Genomic DNA, 15,401 nt, shown 5'->3' on the forward strand with positions numbered 1-15,401 from the left:
AACAAAGGTACAAAAAACTCACATTTCCATTTTTTTTACGCGAGCTTGATTATTTGCTTACAAAGGATAACGCCTTGCCTTAGCCGTTATTTTTCGGCTTTTATTCCCCAGGCGATTGGAGAAAAAGTTTAAGAGTGTCAGGTTTGTGAAAGTAATGTGAAAGGCCGGTGGCTTGCTTTGAATTATTTATTGGGCGAGCAGTCAGTAGGATATCTATTTAAATGACAATGCCGAGAATAATATGCCGATAAAAACGGATGTCCCGCATGGCCTTGGTAAAAATTTCCCCACAATTATAAAGCTGACGCAGTATTTATGAACACTCGAGACATACCAATCAAGATGAAGAAATCAATTGTTGCGATGCTATTCCTTAACAGCCTGTCGGCCTATGCCGCAGACGGGTTCCGGGTGAAAGATATCCATTTTGAAGGGCTCCAGCGCGTTGCGCCAGGCGCCGCGTTACTGAGTATGCCGGTACGCGTTGGCGATACACTGTCTGACGAAGATATCAGCAATACTATCCGCGCGTTGTTCAGCACCGGGAACTTCGACGATGTGCAGATTCTGCGTGACGATCATGTTCTGATTATTAAAGTCAAAGAGCGGCCGACGATTGCCGGTATCTCTTTCTCCGGCAACAAAACGGTGAAAGACGACATGCTGAAACAGAACCTTGAGTCTTCAGGAGTGCGCGTGGGTGAAGCTCTGGATCGCACCAGGCTGTTTTCGATCGAACAAGGCATGGAGGATTTTTACTACAGCGTGGGAAAATACAACGCCCGCGTAAAAGCGGTGATCACGCCATTACCGCGTAATCGCATCGATCTGAAGCTGGTGTTCACCGAAGGAGGGGTGGCCAAAATTCAGCAGATCAACGTGATTGGCAATCAGGCTTTCCGCACGGACGAACTGCTCGCCAACCTGCAACTGCGCGATGACGTGCCTTGGTGGAACCTGGCGAGCGATCGCAAGTACCAGAAACAGAAACTGGCCGGCGATCTTGAAACCTTGCGCAGTTTTTACCTCGATCGGGGTTATGCAAACTTCAAAATCGACTCAACCCAGGTGAGCCTGACTCCGGACAAAAAGGGCATTTATATCACCATCAACCTTACCGAAGGCTGCCGGTACTCGCTGTCCGGTACCTTGCTGAATGGCAATATGGCGGGGTACTTGCCGCAGATTGTGGCCTTGACGAATATCCAGCCGGGCGAGTTGTACAATGGCGCAAAAATCACGCGTATGGAAAATGACATCAAGCAGTTACTGGGGCGTTACGGCTACGCTTTCCCGCAGGTAGGGATAGAACCTGAAATCAATCAGAAGGACAAAACGGTAAAACTACACGTCAATGTCGATGCCGGTAAGCGCTACTCGGTGAGGAGGATCCGCTTTGAAGGTAACGGTACGTCGAAAGATTCCGTTTTGCGGCGCGAGATGAGGCAAATGGAGGGGGCGTGGTTAGGTAACGATCAGGTAGAACAGGGCAAGCAACGCCTGAATCGCACCGGCTTTTTTGAAACGGTGGAAACGGAAACCCAGCGAGTACCGGGATCGCCGGATCAGGTCGATGTGGTCTATAAGGTTAAAGAGCGCAATACGGGGACCTTTAACTTTGGGCTCGGTTACGGCACGGATAGCGGAGCCAGCTTTCAAGTGGGCGTCAGCCAGGACAATTGGCTGGGTAGCGGGAATACCGTCGGTTTTAATGGCACCAAAAGCGACTCCCAGACCTATATCGAATTGTCGATGACTGACCCTTATTTTACGGTGGACGGCGTAAGTTTAGGCGGGAAGATCTCTTATAACGACTACAACGCGGAAGATGACGATCTCTCCGAATACACCATGAAAAGCCTGGGCATCGGCGGAAATCTTGGCTTCCCGATCGGCGAAAACAGTTCGCTTGGCCTTGGTCTCGACTATGCCAATACTCGTCTTAGCGGTATGGCACCGCAGGTGGCCATGTGGCGCTACCTCAATTCAGTCAATGTAAACCCCGGCATCACCACCAAAGACAACGATAACGATGCCCATTTAACGGCCAATGATTTCTTTACGACCCTGGGGTGGAATTACAACACGCTTGACCGCGGTTTCTTCCCGACAGACGGGACTAGCGCCAGTCTGAACGCCAAGATTACCGTGCCGGGTTCGACCAACAGTTACTACAAGGTGACGTTCAGCGCCAATCACTATCTGCCATTGAGTAGCGATAATAAATGGATAGTGATGGGGCGCACCAAAGCCGGCTATGCCGATGGTTTCGGCGGTCATGAGGTGCCGTTCTACGATAACTTTAATGCCGGCGGTTCCAGCAGCGTACGCGGTTTTTCGTCCAACAGTATCGGCCCTAAAGCGGCTTATTATCGTTGCAACGGGTCGGAGAGTGCCTACAGCGACTGCCCGGTCGACAAATCCGATGATGCCGTGGGCGGTAACGCCATGGCCATTGCCAGTACCGAGTTGATATTCCCGACGCCGTTCATTAATGACCGCTATACCAATTCGTTGCGCACCTCAGTGTTTGTCGATGCCGGTACGGTCTGGGACACCCATTGGCAGAATACCTCGCAAACGCTCGCGGCAGGGATCTCGGACTACGGTGATCCGAGCAATATCCGCGTTTCGGCCGGTATTGCACTACAATGGCAATCGCCGTTGGGGCCGTTATCCTTCTCCTATGCGTTCCCGATCAAAAAGTACGAAGGAGACAAGGCAGAGCAATTCCAGTTCAACATCGGTAAAACCTGGTAACCCAACACCAAGCCTGCAAATCTCCGCAGGCTTTCTGGTTCAATAATAGATTGATAATAAGCAATAAAATTCATTTTACGATGGAGCAGATTTTTTTGCTGACACCTTACAGCAAGAGGCTGTCATGGTAGTGATTTACATCTATTAATTTTGTGATTGCCATCGTTTATTGCATCGATAAGGTGATTTGAACCGCATTATTTTTCATCGTTATCCCGTTGTTATCGGAAAAGTGACTTATCTCTCTTTTTAATTGGCCGCCGAGATCTATTTTTTCATTGTTTTAGCTAAAACCTTTCAGCTAACGTTAAGGACAGCACCATGAAAAAATTAATGGCAATTTCGGCGGTTATCTCTTTGATTTCATGCGCAGTAAACGCGCAGACAATTGTATTGACCGACTCGGAAAAAGGCATTGAACAAGGCAATTGGCAAACCGACAGCCAAAAGCTGAACATCGCAGGGGCAAGTTTCAGCTTACAACAGCAGGTACTGCACGGCGGAAAACAAGAAGGCTCCAAGGTGATCACCTTAAGCAGCGGCGGCCTGACGATTGCTCTAAGCCCGACACGCGGCATGAATATTCTGAATGTGAAAGGATCAGACGTCCGGCTGGGCTGGGATTCACCGGTGACCGAGGTGGTCAACCCGGCCTACATCAATCTGGACAGCCGCAATGGGTTGGGGTGGTTGGACGGTTTTAATGAAATGATGGTGCGCTGCGGCTTTGAATGGACCGGGCACCCAGGCGTCGACAACGGCACGCTTTACACGCTGCATGGCCGTGCCGGCAACACGCCGGCCTCGAAAGTGGTGATCGAGATCGCCGAGAAAGCCCCGTACGAAGTTCGCATTCGCGGGTTGCTGAAAGAAAACACCTTCAAGAAAAGCAACCTGGAAACCTGGACCGAACTGCGCTATGTCCCTGGTGCCCAATCGTTTTCAATCCATGATCGCGTGACTAATCGCGCCGATTACCCACGGGATTACGAAATCATTTACCACAGCAACTTTGGCAAACCGGTGCTGGAAGAGGGTGCGGTATTCAGCGCCCCGATCAAGGAAATTTCACCCTTTAACGACTACGCCAAAGCCGGTCTGAAAGACTGGGCAACCTATCAGGGCCCGACCAAAGGCTTTGATGAAATGGTGTTCAACATCCTGCCTTATGCAGATGCGCAGGGTAAAACGCTCGCCATGCTGCACAACCGGCGCGGGGATCGCGGTGTGGCGATAGGTTTTGATACCCACCAGCTGCCGCTGCTGACATTGTGGAAGAATACGGACACCGAACGCCAGGGTTACGTCACCGGGATTGAACCGGGGACCAACTATGCCTATCCGGTGAAAATTGAACGGGAACAAGGGCGTATCAAACAGCTGCAGCCAGGCCAAAGTACCGACTTTGAGCTGACCTATACCTTGCTGAAAGACGCTGAACAGGTGAAGCTGTACCAGGACAAGATCAAGACGCTGCAGGGGAGCAATCAGCCCAAGCTGGTTGAGACGCCTATCGCAGTCGAATAGTCGTCAGTAGGAAAACAGCAGTACCTTTCGCGGGCCAACCTTGTTGGCCCGTTTTGTTTTCCGGCGGCGACAATCGCTTAACGCTTGTGCCTGTCCGGGATAATCAAATCCCCGCGCAGCACGCAGGCACCCAGCATGTCCCGGGTTTTTTCCGTCAACCAACTGACGATGCGCGCCGCCATGGCGTCCATTGAATATTCGATGGAGGGGATCGCCGGAATGCCCGGCAAATGCAGCGAACCGGCCAGGCTGAAGACCATGATGTCGTCCGGTACGGATTTATTGAACGCCTGCAGCTGGGTAATCACCCGTTGCGCCTCCTGCTCGTCCGCCACCAGCAGCGCGTTGAAATTGAGCGTGGTGGCGTTATTGAGCAGCACCTGTACCGCAACGGAAGAGGTGGTCGAATCCATAAACACCAGATTGCGATTGAACGGCAAAAAGTTGTTTTCCAGCGCAAGTTTATAACCGAGCAGCAGTTGTTCGGCAGAGCCGCCGGCATCCGGATGGATCAACGCTATTTGGCGTCTGCCCTGGCTAATCAGGTAATTGCAGGCGCTTTCGGCGGCGAAAGCGTGGTCGAACTGAATGCTGTTGGGCGTCTCGGCCTCAACGCAATCGACCAGGATCACGTTGTCATACGGGATGTCGAGCGGGAAACGGGCGCCGATAATCAGCACGTCGTCGCACAACCCGCAGGTGAGTTCGTCCAGCGCGTTCATTACGCCCGCTTTGGTGTTGGCGAAACGCAACAGCAGATGCTTTTGATGCTGGCTGAGCTGTTTTTCCAGCGCATAAAGATAACCTGTGGTCTGGTTAATGTTTTCCTGTGCGCAGATAACCCCGATGCAGCCCGTCGATTGGCTAAGCAATGATTGCGCGATCACATTGGGCCGGTAATTGAGCTCTTCTGCCGCCTGCAAGACCGCGAGACGGCTGGCTTCCTTAACGCCGCGCGATCCACTCAACACCCGCGAGACTGTGGCTTTTGACACCCCAGCTAAACGTGATACATCGTTGATTGTTGACATCTTTTCTCCTGACAGACCCCGCTGCAGCCTGTAAAAACCCATCCGGTAATGGCTCAGATTATCGCCGCCAGCAGTATAACCGTTTTCTTTTTTTCATGGAAACCGATTTTCCACATCATGTCAAAACCCTTCATGAAGGGACAAAAATCTGTGATGCGAATCCAATAAAAAACCCTTGCGGCGTCTAGATCATGATGAGTATCACACTTCCACTCTCACCGAATGGAAAACGGTTTCCGTATGATATCCAATCATTCCCGCATTCACGTTATTTACCCGCTGAGGAAGGTTGTCGATGTACAAAATTATGCTGTGTTGTTCCGCCGGGATGTCTACCAGCCTGCTGGTCAGGAAAATGGTGGAGGCGGCGAATGAAAGAGGGTTGCCGGTCGAGATCGACGCCTATGGGGTGGCCGAGTTCGATACGCAGTTTCCACGCTACCAGGTGGTGCTGCTGGGGCCACAGGTCAAATATATGCTTAAAACACTGTCAGAAAAGGCTGCCGTCCAAGGCATACCCGTTCAGCCCATTGATCCGATGGACTACGGCATGCAGCGCGGTGAAAAGGTACTGGACTATGCTCTGTCGCTGATCGCAGCGGCGCACTAAAAAGGTGTTCCTATGAGTTCGTTATATCAGTCAATGATTGCCGTCATCGAGCAATCCATCACCCCGCTGGCCGGACGTTTGGGGCAGCAGAAATATGTCATCGCCATCCGCGATGGCTTTACCGCCGCGTTGCCGTTTATGATTATTGGCTCGTTCATGCTGGTCTTTATCTTTCCGCCGTTCTCCGCCGACACCACGAACAGCTTTGCGCGTGGCTGGCTGGATTTTTCGCAGACTTATCGCGCACAACTGATGTTGCCGTTCAATCTGAGCATGGGGGTGATGACCTTTTTTATCTCCGTGGGGATTGGCGCCAGCCTCGGGCGGCAGTTTAACCTCGATCCGGTGATGTCCGGCCTGCTGGCATTTATGGCCTTTTTGCTGGTGGCTGCCCCTTATGCGGACGGCAAAATATCCACCCAGTACCTCTCCGGGCAAGGGATTTTCACCGCCCTGATCACCGCCATTTACTCAACCCGCGTTTACGCCTGGCTCAAGCAGAACAATGTCACCATCCGCCTGCCGAAAGAGGTGCCCACCGGCGTGGCGCGTTCGTTTGAGATCCTGATCCCGGTGCTGGTGGTGATTGGTACGTTGCATCCGCTGAATCTGTTTATCGAAGCGCAGACCGGCATGATCCTGCCGCAGGCGATTATGCATCTGCTGGAACCTCTGGTGTCCGCCTCGGATTCGCTGCCGGCCATTTTGCTGTCGGTATTGCTGTGCCAGATTTTCTGGTTCGCCGGCATTCACGGCTCGCTGATCGTCACCGGCATCATGAACCCGTTCTGGATGGCGAACTTGTCGGTAAATCAGGCTGCGCTGGCGGCCGGAACGGCATTGCCACACGTTTATTTACAGGGTTTCTGGGATCACTATCTGCTGATTGGCGGCGTCGGTTCGACGTTGCCGCTGGCTTTCCTGCTGTTGCGCAGCCGCGTTGCGCACCTGCGCACCATCGGCAAGATGGGCGTGGTGCCGAGCTTCTTTAACATCAATGAGCCGATCCTGTTTGGCGCGCCGATCATCATGAACCCGATGCTGTTCATCCCGTTCGTTTGCGTTCCACTGGTCAACGCCGTACTGGCCTATACCGCGACGCGTCTGGGATGGCTGGCGCAAGTGGTCTCGCTCACGCCGTGGACCACGCCGGCGCCCATCGGCGCATCCTGGGCGGCGAACTGGGCGTTCAGCCCGGTGGTGATGTGCGTCATCTGTATGGTGATGTCCGCCCTGATGTACTTGCCGTTCCTGCGTGCCTACGAGCGCTCTTTAATGAAAACCGAAGAGCAAAAAGCGCAGAACGGCGCACCGCTGGCCGGAACCCTCAGCAGCAACTGATATTTATGGAGAACCTAATCATGAAATACGCCTTTCCCGAGCACTTCTGGTGGGGCAGCGCCAGCTCCGCGCTGCAAACCGAAGGCGACAGCCTACAGGGCCGTAAAAGCCCGACAATCTGGGACAGCTGGTTCGCCAATCAACCCTGGCGCTTTCATCAGCAGGTGGGGCCGCAGGAAACGTCAACCTTTTACCGGAACTGGCGCCAGGATATCGCGCTGCTGAAGCAGCTCAACCATAACAGTTTTCGCACCTCTTTGAGTTGGTCGCGGCTGATCCCGGACGGAACGGGCGACGTGAATCCGCAGGCGGTAGCGTTTTATAACAACGTGATTGATGAACTGCTGGCGCAGGGCATCAAGCCGTTTATTACGCTGTTCCACTTCGATATGCCGATGGCGATGCAGGAGAAGGGCGGCTGGGAAAACCGCGACGTGGTCGCGGCCTTTAGCCGCTATGCGCAGGTCTGTTTTGAGCTGTTTGGCGACCGGGTAATGCATTGGTTCACCTTCAATGAGCCGATTGTGCCGGTCGAAGGCGGCTACCTGTATGATTTCCACTACCCCAATGTGGTCGATTTCAAGCGGGCGGCGACGGTGGCATACCACACGGTGCTGGCGCATGCGTCGGCGGTGCGGGCGTTTCGCGCCGGGCTTTACGCCGGGGAGATCGGTATCGTGCTGAACCTGACGCCATCCTACCCGCGTTCGCAAAATCCGGCGGATGTGAATGCCGCGCACCACGCCGATCTGCTGTTTAACCGCAGTTTCCTCGACCCGGTGCTGCGCGGCGAATATCCGGCCGATCTGGTGGCATTGCTGAAAACCTGGGATCAGCTCCCGGCCTGCCTGCCCGGCGATCGGGCGCTGATCGCCGAAGGAAAGATTGACCTGCTCGGCGTGAACTATTACCAGCCGCGCCGCGTGAAATGCCGTGACAGTGCCGTAAACCCGCTGGCGCCTTTTATGCCCGAATGGTTATTCGAAAACTATGAAATGCCCGGCAGAAAAATGAACCCTTACCGCGGCTGGGAAATTTACGAACCGGGTATTTATGACATTCTGACAAACTTGCGCGTTAATTATGACAATCCACGCTGTTTTATTTCCGAAAACGGCATGGGGGTGGAAAACGAACAACGCTTTGTGGAAAACGGCCAAATCAACGATCGCTACCGCATTGAATTTGTTTCCGAACACCTTAAATGGCTGCATAAAGGCATTAGCGAAGGCAGTAATTGCCTCGGCTATCACATGTGGACGTTTATTGATAACTGGTCATGGTGCAACGGATATAAAAATCGCTACGGTCTGGTGCAATTGGATTTAGCCAGCCAGCAACGCACCGTCAAGAAAAGCGGAGAGTGGTTTGCCGCCACCGCCGCAGACAATGGGTTTAACGAACGGGAGAGCAATGATGATTGAACTGGAAGAAGCGGTCATGGAGATTATCGTCAACGCCGGGCAGTCGCGCAGCCTGTGCTTTGAGGCACTGCGCGCTGCGCGTGAAGGCAACATCGGCGAAGCCAAAGCGCTGTTGCAGCAGGCCGATGGTTTTTCGCGCCAGGCGCATCAGATGCAAACCAGGCTGATCGAGCAGGATGCCGGCGAGGCCCGGCAACCGATGACCTTAATTATGGTGCACGCGCAGGATCATTTAATGACGTCTTTACTGGCGCGGGAATTATCGGAAGAGATCGTTCATCTTTATCAACGTTAATGACACATTTTTTATTCCAATAAGGGGAAATAATTACGAAAATCATTTAACTGTTCTGTACCCATATCAATAATAAAGAATCAGCTTGTTTTGGTGATAGCACGGTTTTTTTAAAAAAAACCAGAACAGGATGGCTGTTATCTAAAAATAAACCAGCCCACACAACATTATTAACGCTGCCCTCGGGCGGCGGAGAGGATCGCGTGTGTACAATTGAGATAACCATGAAAATATATAATAAATTGCCAACAGCGCTGGCGGTAATGGCCGCGCTTTGCTCTGGATCCGTACTTGCTCAAGAATTTACCCAAGAACAAATCGATGCCATTGTGGCCAAAGCTGTCGATAAAGCCCTGGCGCAGCGGCAGGCGAAAATAGATGCCGCCGTAAACAAAAAGGCTGACGTGATTACCGAACCGCAAAGCACCGCCCAGTCGCCGGATATGGCGATCCCGTTTGGCGTCAAATTTTCCGGTTACGCTCGCTATGGTGCGCAGTTCCAGGGCGGCGATCAGAAATTCGTCGGCGTTGACGGTTCCTACAACGGCGCGTCCGCGCTGGGCCGCTTGGGCAACGAAGGCAATGGCGGCGAATTCCAGCTCTCTAAAGCGTTCAAAGGCGATAACGGCGCCATCTGGGATATCAATGTGATGATCGACCATTGGGGCGATGAGGTAAACCTCAAGAAAGCCTATGCCGGCGTCACCAATATTCTGGCCTCGAACCCGAACGCTTATCTGTGGGCCGGCCGCGATTTTCATCAGCGCCCCCAACAGGGCATCAACGACTATTTTTGGATGAATCACGACGGTCAGGGCGCGGGGGTGAAGAACTTTGATATCGGCGGCGTGCAGTTTGACGTCGCCGCCGTCGCTGCCGTTGAATCCTGCGATCCGAGAGTGGCGGAAGACGAAGCCAACCCGTCGCGTATCACCTGTACCGGCGGTTCCGGCACCGGCGATAAAGGCAACTATGCGCTGACCTCGAAAATTCACGGTATGAAGATCGGACCCTTGGATTTGGAACTGTACGCCAACTATGGCTTCGATTCGAAAGCGGTGGAAAGCGATAAGCGCCTGAAAGCCTGGCAGGGCGGCGTGGTGCTGAGCCATACCGGCGACAAAGGGGTAAATAAAGTCATCGCCCGTTACTCCGACCATGCGGATAACAGCGTCTACAACAAAACGGACGAGTTGACGACGGTTTACGCCAGCTTCGAGGGGAACTACAAGTTTACCCAACAGGCGCAGGTGGAATACCTGCTCGCCTTCCACGATTATTCCAACGACGCGGACGGCACGGACAATCGCCGCAACTACGGCGCGATTGTGCGGCCGATGTATTGGTGGAACGACGTGCATTCAACCTGGCTGGAAGCGGGCTACCAACGGGTAGACTACGACCAGGGCGGCGATAACCACGGTTGGAAACTCACGCTGTCGCAGAATATTTCGATTGCGATGGGGCCGGAGTTCCGCCCTATGCTGCGCTTCTACGTTACCGGCGGCGAGGTGGATAACAAACATACCGCCCGCGTGAACGGCACCGACGACGATACCCAGTTGGATTCGTTCAACGTCGGCGCAATGTGGGAAGCCTGGTTCTGATGACAGACCCGCGGGGTGGCTGCAGAGGCGGCCACCTCGTTGCCCGTCTATTTGCTGTCGATGAGCAGCAAGTTTCGTTGAATGAAATCGTCAATGTCTTCTTCCGCTTGTTTCAACGCTTGCGCAGAAGGCAGAGTGAAAAGATGTTCACCGTAACCAAACAGCATGGCGTCCAGCTGCCGCGCTACGCGTTGCGCATCAATGTGGCGAAACGTTTTTTCCTCCATGCCTGATTCGATGATATGAGTCAGCACCTGATGCCACTCGGCTAAAAAAGACTGCATCAGATCCGAGTAGGCTTCGTTATGTGTGGAAAGCAACCATAAGGAACCATACAGCTTCCTGGTGGGGTCAGGCGTTTCGGATATCATGCCATCAATAAATTCTTGCAGTTTCTGAGCGGCGGGTAGGGGCGCAATGAGAGTGCGGAATTCTTCCAGTTCGCGGTGCATGAAGTTTGTTAAGGCCTCGATGCACAGGGATTGCCAGTCTTTAAAATAGTGATAAATATGACTGCGAGAGATGCCTACGTACTCGGTAAGCTCGCGCGTGGTGACTTTCTCAATGCCTTTTTCTATAAACAGTTCCACAACGCCATGCAGAATTTTGTCTCTCATCAGCTCAGACTTGCCTTTCATCTCTTTCCTCCCATTGACTTTGAGCAATTGCTCAAATAGCATGACTTCATTGTTTTGAGCAACCGCTCTAATTTTAATTTTAACAGAAACAACCACAATGAACAGTCAAAACATTACGGCACCGCCCGTGGCTGGCAGCGCATCCAACACATTGAAATCACTGGCAAGACGCCACCGAAAAAAGTTGTTTTTTACCTTCCTGCTGGTTATTGCAGAGAACGTCATGTATCTGCTGTATCCGATGCTGGCCGGCATTTCCATTAATGCCATTTTGTCGGGGCAGATGTTAAACGCGATGCTGTATGGCGTGATGATCTTATTCATGTGGTGTCTTGGCGCTGCACGGCGAAGCGTTGATACACGCACCTTTGCCAGAATTTATGCCGCTTTGGCGGTATCTGTGGTCATGACGCAACGCAAAAACAGGCTCAACCCTTCAACCGTGGCCGCGCGCGTAGCGTTATCGAGAGAGTTCGTCGATTTCTTCGAGTTGCATTTGCCTACGCTTATCACGTCGCTGGCCGCCATGCTAGGGGCCGCCGTGATGCTGCTGGTCATTGAATTCTGGGCGGGTGTCGCTTGTCTGGTCATACTGACCTTTCTGGCCTGTTTCCTTTCCCGTTATGCCCATAAAAACGAAGTGCTGTACAACAAGCTTAATAACCGCCTTGAAAAAGAAGTGGATTTCGTTAATAAGGCCACCGTGCTTTCCCTCGAGAGGCATTATTCGACACTTGCCAAATTGCGCATACGGCTCTCCGATCGCGAAGCGTTGGGGTATTTGTCGATTGGTGCGCTTGTTGCCTTGTTGTTTAGCCTGACCATTGCATGGATGACTCAATCAGCGGGCATCACTGCCGGCCATATTTACTCGGTAATGACGTATATGTGGATGTTTGCCACCAGCCTTGATGATGGCCCGCAGCTATTGGAAAAATACTCAGAGCTTAAAGACATTGGTAAGCGGGTGAATACCGAGACCGGGGTGGGAGGTTAACGCTTTTCGGTTTTTTAACTATGAATGAAGAACATATACCGGGTCTCTAAATCGCTTTTAAATCAATATGGGTATCATTAAATGTCGCAGTTCTTTATTGAACGGCCAGTTTTTGCCTGGGTGATAGCACTATTCATTATTCTTGGCGGTATTTTGGCCATTCCCCAATTGCCGGTGGCCCAATATCCGGCCGTTGCACCGCCCAGCGTGACGATAACCGCTACCTATCCCGGGGCTGCGCCCGAGACGATGAACACCTCAGTGATCTCCCTTCTTGAACGTGAGATATCGGGGGTCGATAACCTGCTTTATTTTGAATCGTCCAGCGACACGTCGGGGACTGCGTCCATTACGGTGACGTTTAAACCCGGCACAGACATCAAACTCGCCCAGGTGGATATTCAGAACCAAATAAAGGTGGTTGAACCTCGCCTCCCGCAAGTGGTGCGCCAAAATGGCGTGAACGTTGAGGCCGCAAACTCGGGCTTTCTGATGATGGTGGGGTTGAAGTCACCTTCCAGACAATATCAGGAAGCCGATCTGAGCGATTATTTTGCCCGTAATGTCACTGATGAGCTGCGTCGGGTACCTGGGGTCGGTAAAGTCCAGTTATTTGGGGCAGAAAAGGCCATGCGTATCTGGCTGGACCCCGTCAAAATGTTCACTTATAAGCTGTCGGTTAATGATGTGACCACTGCGCTTAGCCAACAAAACCTTGTTGTTTCGCCGGGCAGCATTGGTGATGAGCCGGTGGTAACCGGGCAACGGGTGACTTATCCACTTAGGGTGAAAGGGCAGCTCTCTTCTCTGGCGGAATTTCGCAATATTACGATTAAAGCGAACGGCAATGGCTCGCGTTTAACGCTGGCGGATGTCGCTCGAGTGGAGTCAGGTCTGCAAAGCTATGCATTTGCGATCCGTGAGAATGGTTTGCCCGCGACGGCGGCTGCGATCCAGCTTGCTCCTGGCGCGAACGCCATCAGTACGGCAGCAGGGGTCCATGCGCGCCTTGCTGAACTCTCGGAAAACCTGCCGCAGGGGATGACGTTCTCTGTTCCTTTCGATACGGCACCGTTTGTCAAACTGTCGATCGAGAAAGTCGTCCAGACCTTCATTGAAGCGATGGTGCTGGTCTTCCTGGTGATGCTGCTTTTTCTGCACAAAATACGTTGCACTCTTATTCCCGCCATTGTGGCGCCGGTGGCGTTGCTGGGCACATTCACCATCATGCTGTTCAGTGGTTTTTCCATTAATGTCCTGACAATGTTCGGCATGGTATTGGCTATCGGCATTATTGTGGATGATGCGATCGTGGTTGTAGAGAATGTGGAGCGCCTGATGGAAGAAAAGGCGCTGTCGCCGAAACAGGCTACACGCGAGGCAATGAAGGAGATTACCCCCGCAATTGTCGGCATAACCCTGGTGTTGACTGCCGTATTTATCCCGATGGGTTTTGCCAGCGGCTCGGTCGGCGTCATTTACCGACAGTTTACGCTCTCGATGGCCGTGTCCATTCTGTTTTCAGCCTTTTTGGCCCTGACGCTGACACCGGCCCTCTGCGCGTCCTTATTGAAACCGCACAGCCAAAAAGAAGGCCCCGGCGGCAAATTTTCACGCGGGTTCAATCGCTATTTTAACGCCTTGTCCGTTCGTTATCAGTCAGGACTGAGATATGTGTTGAAGCGTACCGGGAGAACGATACTGCTTTATGTCGCTATTTGCGGCGCACTGCTGGTGGCCTTGCAAAACCTGCCTTCATCATTTTTACCGGAAGAGGATCAGGGCTATTTTATGTCATCGATTCAACTTCCTTCAGATGCCACTATGGCGCGGACGCGCGAAGTGGTGGAGCGCTTCGAAGCTACCATAGCGACGCGTCCGGTGATCGCGAACAATATCTCGATCCTCGGTTTTGGCTTTTCGGGATCGGGCCCCAATACGGCGCTGGCGTTTACCACGTTAAAAGACTGGCAATATCGGAACGGCGAGACCGCTCAGGACGAAGCCGATTTTGTTCAGGCAACATTAAGCAGCGTACCTGACGCCGCCACCCTAAGCCTGTTGCCACCGGCTATTTCCGATATGGGGACCTCGTCGGGATTCACGCTGTATATTGAAGATCGTGCCGGAAAAGGTTATTCCGCGTTGAGGCAGGCGACGGAAAAGCTTGTCGAGCTTGCCAATCAACGTTGGATATTAATGGATGTTTACATTGATGGCTTAGCGGAGGGCATCAGTGTTTCACTGAATGTCGACAGGGAAAAAGCGGAAGCCTTCGGCGTTTCTTTTGACGATATTAGCCAGGCGATATCTGCCGCTTCGGGTTCTTATTATGTGAATGACTATACGGACAACGGCCGCGTTCAGCAGGTTATCGTCCAGGCCGACACCGCTTACAGAATGCAGTTAACGGACTTACTGAAGGTTTCCGTCAAAAACAAAACGGGCGACATGGTGCCACTTTCCGCTTTCGTTACTGCTGCCTGGACTCAGACACCACGCCAATTAAACCGATACCAGGGGTATCCTGCGTTAAAGGTGACGGGCAGCGCGGCGCCTGGTGAGTCCAGCGGTGCCGCCATGGCGGAAATGGAGCGGTTGGCGAGCGAATTGCCCCAGGGGTTTAAAGCCGAATGGGCCGGCAGTTCGTTACAGGAAAAAGAATCCACCGCTCAGCTCCCCATGCTTATTTTGCTCTCTATCCTGGTCGTATTTATGGTGCTGGCCGCGCTTTATGAAAGCTGGTCAACGCCTTTGGCGGTGATGTTGGTCGTGCCATTGGGCCTGGCAGGGGCGGTATGTGCGGTCATCGTGGCGGGCATGCCGAATGATGTCTTTTTTAGAGTGGGGATGATCACCATCATCGGACTTTCTGCCAAAAATGCCATTTTGATCGTCGAGTTCGCCCGGCAGTTGCGTGCTCAGGGTATGGATATCATTGCCGCGACATTGCTGGCGGCCAAACAACGGCTGCGGCCAATTATGATGACTTCACTGGCCTTTACGCTGGGTGTCGTACCCTTGATGCTCGCTACCGGCGCCAGTGACAAAACCCAGCATGCCATTGGTACGGGCGTCTTTGGCGGTATGATCAGCGGGACGTTGCTGGCGATATTTTTTGTGCCGGTGTTTTATATTTCCGTCATGCGTCTGTTTGAAAAAAAGTAAATG

General features: G+C 52.7%; 11 protein-coding genes. 9 read left to right on the forward strand and 2 right to left on the reverse strand.

Translation table 11 applies throughout. From position 1 onward, the window contains the following. The first annotated feature begins 342 nt into the window (after nucleotides 1-342). Together bamA and JK621_RS11015 are read left to right on the forward strand one after the other, a co-directional pair. Nucleotides 343-2,760, forward strand: a complete 2,418-nt coding sequence (gene bamA / locus JK621_RS11010) for an outer membrane protein assembly factor BamA (RefSeq protein WP_432761925.1) — start codon at nucleotides 343-345, stop codon at nucleotides 2,758-2,760. A gap of 321 nt (nucleotides 2,761-3,081) precedes the next feature. After that, a complete protein-coding gene (locus JK621_RS11015) occupies nucleotides 3,082-4,287 on the forward strand; it encodes an aldose 1-epimerase family protein (protein ID WP_212559819.1) in 1,206 nt (401 codons plus the stop codon). A gap of 77 nt (nucleotides 4,288-4,364) precedes the next feature. Here JK621_RS11015 and JK621_RS11020 read toward each other — a convergent pair whose 3' ends face one another. After that, on the reverse strand, nucleotides 4,365-5,318 hold the full coding sequence (locus tag JK621_RS11020) for a LacI family DNA-binding transcriptional regulator (RefSeq protein WP_212559820.1): 954 nt from the start codon (nucleotides 5,316-5,318) through the stop codon (nucleotides 4,365-4,367). A gap of 295 nt (nucleotides 5,319-5,613) precedes the next feature. On the opposite strand from JK621_RS11020, the gene JK621_RS11025 reads away from it, so the two are divergent. From JK621_RS11025 to JK621_RS11045, 5 genes are all read left to right on the forward strand, one after another. Beyond that, nucleotides 5,614-5,928, forward strand: a complete 315-nt coding sequence (locus tag JK621_RS11025) for a PTS sugar transporter subunit IIB (protein ID WP_004944534.1) — start codon at nucleotides 5,614-5,616, stop codon at nucleotides 5,926-5,928. Nucleotides 5,929-5,940: 12 nt separating this feature from the next. Then, nucleotides 5,941-7,269 (forward strand): PTS sugar transporter subunit IIC, encoded by a 1,329-nt coding sequence (locus JK621_RS11030; RefSeq protein ID WP_212559821.1) that lies wholly within the window; start codon nucleotides 5,941-5,943, stop codon nucleotides 7,267-7,269. A gap of 20 nt (nucleotides 7,270-7,289) precedes the next feature. Continuing rightward, the gene (locus JK621_RS11035) at nucleotides 7,290-8,693 is read left to right on the forward strand and encodes a glycoside hydrolase family 1 protein (protein ID WP_212559822.1); all 1,404 of its coding nucleotides are present in this window, start codon (nucleotides 7,290-7,292) and stop codon (nucleotides 8,691-8,693) included. Next, on the forward strand, nucleotides 8,686-8,988 hold the full coding sequence (locus tag JK621_RS11040) for a PTS lactose/cellobiose transporter subunit IIA (RefSeq protein WP_212560184.1): 303 nt from the start codon (nucleotides 8,686-8,688) through the stop codon (nucleotides 8,986-8,988). Before JK621_RS11035 ends, JK621_RS11040 begins: the two co-directional genes overlap by 8 nt. 224 nt (nucleotides 8,989-9,212) lie before the next feature. Further along, a complete protein-coding gene (locus JK621_RS11045; RefSeq protein ID WP_212559823.1) occupies nucleotides 9,213-10,595 on the forward strand; it encodes a carbohydrate porin in 1,383 nt (460 codons plus the stop codon). A 47-nt stretch (nucleotides 10,596-10,642) separates the two neighbouring features. On the opposite strand, the gene JK621_RS11050 is transcribed toward JK621_RS11045, so the two are convergent. After that, nucleotides 10,643-11,233 (reverse strand): TetR/AcrR family transcriptional regulator, encoded by a 591-nt coding sequence (locus tag JK621_RS11050; protein WP_212559824.1) that lies wholly within the window; start codon nucleotides 11,231-11,233, stop codon nucleotides 10,643-10,645. Nucleotides 11,234-11,330: 97 nt separating this feature from the next. Here JK621_RS11050 and JK621_RS11055 point away from each other — a divergent pair, with 97 nt between their 5' ends. Together JK621_RS11055 and JK621_RS11060 are read left to right on the forward strand one after the other, a co-directional pair. After that, nucleotides 11,331-12,230 carry an ABC transporter six-transmembrane domain-containing protein gene (locus JK621_RS11055; RefSeq protein ID WP_212559825.1) on the forward strand — a complete coding sequence of 300 codons (900 nt, stop codon included), beginning with the start codon at nucleotides 11,331-11,333 and terminating at the stop codon, nucleotides 12,228-12,230. Nucleotides 12,231-12,311: 81 nt separating this feature from the next. Next, a complete protein-coding gene (locus JK621_RS11060; RefSeq protein WP_212559826.1) occupies nucleotides 12,312-15,398 on the forward strand; it encodes a multidrug efflux RND transporter permease subunit in 3,087 nt (1,028 codons plus the stop codon). Nucleotides 15,399-15,401: the final 3 nt, after the last annotated feature.

The sequence above is a fragment of the Serratia plymuthica genome, from assembly GCF_018336935.1.
Classification (GTDB): domain Bacteria; phylum Pseudomonadota; class Gammaproteobacteria; order Enterobacterales; family Enterobacteriaceae; genus Serratia; species Serratia plymuthica_B.

What these genes read in the sequence shown, in the direction of transcription:
- JK621_RS11045 (WP_212559823.1), top strand. Translation starts at nt 9,213, where the DNA reads ATGAAAATATATAATAAATTGCCAACAGCGCTGGCGGTAATGGCCGCG.
- JK621_RS11030 (WP_212559821.1), top strand. Translation starts at nt 5,941, where the DNA reads ATGAGTTCGTTATATCAGTCAATGATTGCCGTCATCGAGCAATCCATC.
- bamA (WP_432761925.1), top strand. Translation starts at nt 343, where the DNA reads ATGAAGAAATCAATTGTTGCGATGCTATTCCTTAACAGCCTGTCGGCC.
- JK621_RS11035 (WP_212559822.1), top strand. Translation starts at nt 7,290, where the DNA reads ATGAAATACGCCTTTCCCGAGCACTTCTGGTGGGGCAGCGCCAGCTCC.
- JK621_RS11015 (WP_212559819.1), top strand. Translation starts at nt 3,082, where the DNA reads ATGAAAAAATTAATGGCAATTTCGGCGGTTATCTCTTTGATTTCATGC.
- JK621_RS11055 (WP_212559825.1), top strand. Translation starts at nt 11,331, where the DNA reads ATGAACAGTCAAAACATTACGGCACCGCCCGTGGCTGGCAGCGCATCC.
- JK621_RS11060 (WP_212559826.1), top strand. Translation starts at nt 12,312, where the DNA reads ATGTCGCAGTTCTTTATTGAACGGCCAGTTTTTGCCTGGGTGATAGCA.
- JK621_RS11040 (WP_212560184.1), top strand. Translation starts at nt 8,686, where the DNA reads ATGATTGAACTGGAAGAAGCGGTCATGGAGATTATCGTCAACGCCGGG.
- JK621_RS11025 (WP_004944534.1), top strand. Translation starts at nt 5,614, where the DNA reads ATGTACAAAATTATGCTGTGTTGTTCCGCCGGGATGTCTACCAGCCTG.
- JK621_RS11050 (WP_212559824.1), bottom strand. Translation starts at nt 11,233, where the DNA reads ATGAAAGGCAAGTCTGAGCTGATGAGAGACAAAATTCTGCATGGCGTT.
- JK621_RS11020 (WP_212559820.1), bottom strand. Translation starts at nt 5,318, where the DNA reads ATGTCAACAATCAACGATGTATCACGTTTAGCTGGGGTGTCAAAAGCC.